The organism is Shewanella sp. MBTL60-007 (assembly GCF_019654915.1).
Taxonomy (GTDB): Bacteria; Pseudomonadota; Gammaproteobacteria; order Enterobacterales; family Shewanellaceae; genus Shewanella.
The window spans coordinates 1-1,566 of the sequence record NZ_BPET01000137.1 but is presented as its reverse complement, the minus strand read 5'-3'; the positions used below and the strand labels follow the sequence as shown (position 1 = coordinate 1,566).

General features: G+C 36.3%; 3 protein-coding genes. All 3 read left to right on the top strand.

Features of this window, described 5'->3' with window-relative positions:
• Positions 1-218, top strand: a 218-nt coding sequence (locus tag K5Q92_RS23680; protein WP_220771239.1) for a hypothetical protein, incomplete at its 5' end; no start/stop codon positions are given.
• Positions 219-226: 8 nt separating this feature from the next.
• A complete protein-coding gene (locus K5Q92_RS23675) occupies positions 227-766 on the top strand; it encodes an ImmA/IrrE family metallo-endopeptidase (protein WP_220771238.1) in 540 nt (179 codons plus the stop codon).
• A partial coding sequence (locus tag K5Q92_RS23670; RefSeq protein ID WP_220771237.1) for a beta family protein occupies positions 763-1,566 on the top strand: 804 nt, incomplete at its 3' end. The genes K5Q92_RS23675 and K5Q92_RS23670, both read left to right, overlap by 4 nt.

Below are 1,566 nucleotides of genomic sequence, written 5' to 3'. Positions count from 1 at the left end.
GTTCTGAATTTACTGACAAAGTGAACAAAAAACTTGAAATAATCAAAGGTGACTACGAGAGTTCAGTTGATTACCTGTTTGAGACGATTGATGAAAAGCTAGCACCTCAACAACGTGATATTAATGAACTAAGAAATTATGTGGCCATCTTAACAAAACGTCTTGCAGAAATGGATGACTCAGACGAAGAAGGCAGCGACCTTGAGATAAGGAAGTAATTGGACATATGGCATTTATAAAAAAGAAACCTAAAGTAGTTAAGATTCCTGCATCATTTGAAAAACTTGTGACTTCAGAGGATGTGCTTAAGTTTGCAGCAAAAAAAGGAATTGAGGTTGATCCTTTAGACGTATCAGAACTAAGCGTTGCTCTGGGAATTAAAACTTACTTTGAGCCAATGGAAGGTGATAATTCAGGTTCCCTTAAAAAAGACAAGAAAACGGGTGAGTGGCAAATGACAGTGAACTCACTACATCACCCCCATCGTCAACGTTTCACCATCGCACACGAAATTGGTCATCACGTGCAACATGGTGCGTTTAAAGATGAATTTATAGACACCAACTTCTTTAGAAATGGTGACTCAAACCGAATCGAAGCAGAAGCAAATAAGTTTGCAGCTGAGCTACTAATGCCAAAAGATAAATTTGATGCTTATTTGGAAGTTTCTTCTAAAACTGAAGACGTAGCTGCACACTTCCATGTTTCATCAATGGCGGTTCGCATAAGGGCTAAACAGTTAGGTTATGAGGGACATAACCTATGACAAAGCATATCTACTATCCATTAATAAAAACTAGAGATGCTGAACTTCGTGCATTTCAGAATTTATCTGATGATGTTATGGAAAAAATTCTTCCGATATATGAATTAACGAAATCAAGGAAGTCTAAAAAAGCACCTGATGGTGATATACACCGTAGAATGAAGCAAATAGGCGACATTCAAGATGGTAGACCATTTATTTTAGACTTAAGTACTGATAGTAGATATATCAACCCACAGATAGAACAGCTTATGTCCCCTTATAATGGGTTTAAAGACTGGCAGTACTTTCTTAACCTTTACAGTAAGTTAAATGTAATACCTATGGTACACATTTATGAGGACGAAGGAGAAGATGATGACTCAACATTTACAGAGGTTGAAAACTTTGTAGCCGCTATATCTCAGATAAAGGAGTTACTTGCTGTAAGGATGCCTTATGATCTGGATTCTGAAGATTATCAAACATACTTAGAACCGATTATTGATAATTTAAATAACGGCTGTAAGTTGATTGTTTTACTGGATGCTAACTTTGTAAGAGTTGAAGCGAGCACTGAGTTATCAAGTGTAACTGATCCATTTATTGTTGCAGCGTCTGAAGTATCAGAGTTAGAGAATATTGAAGATATAGTAATGCTTTGTACGTCTTTCCCTTCGAATGTATACAAAGCTGGTGGGGATGATGAAGCTGGTGATTTCAAAATATTTGAAGAAGATATATATCAAGTTGTTTCTGAGGACATTGGTATTAAGTATGGAGACTATGCTTCCATTAATACTGCGCAAATAGAAATGAAA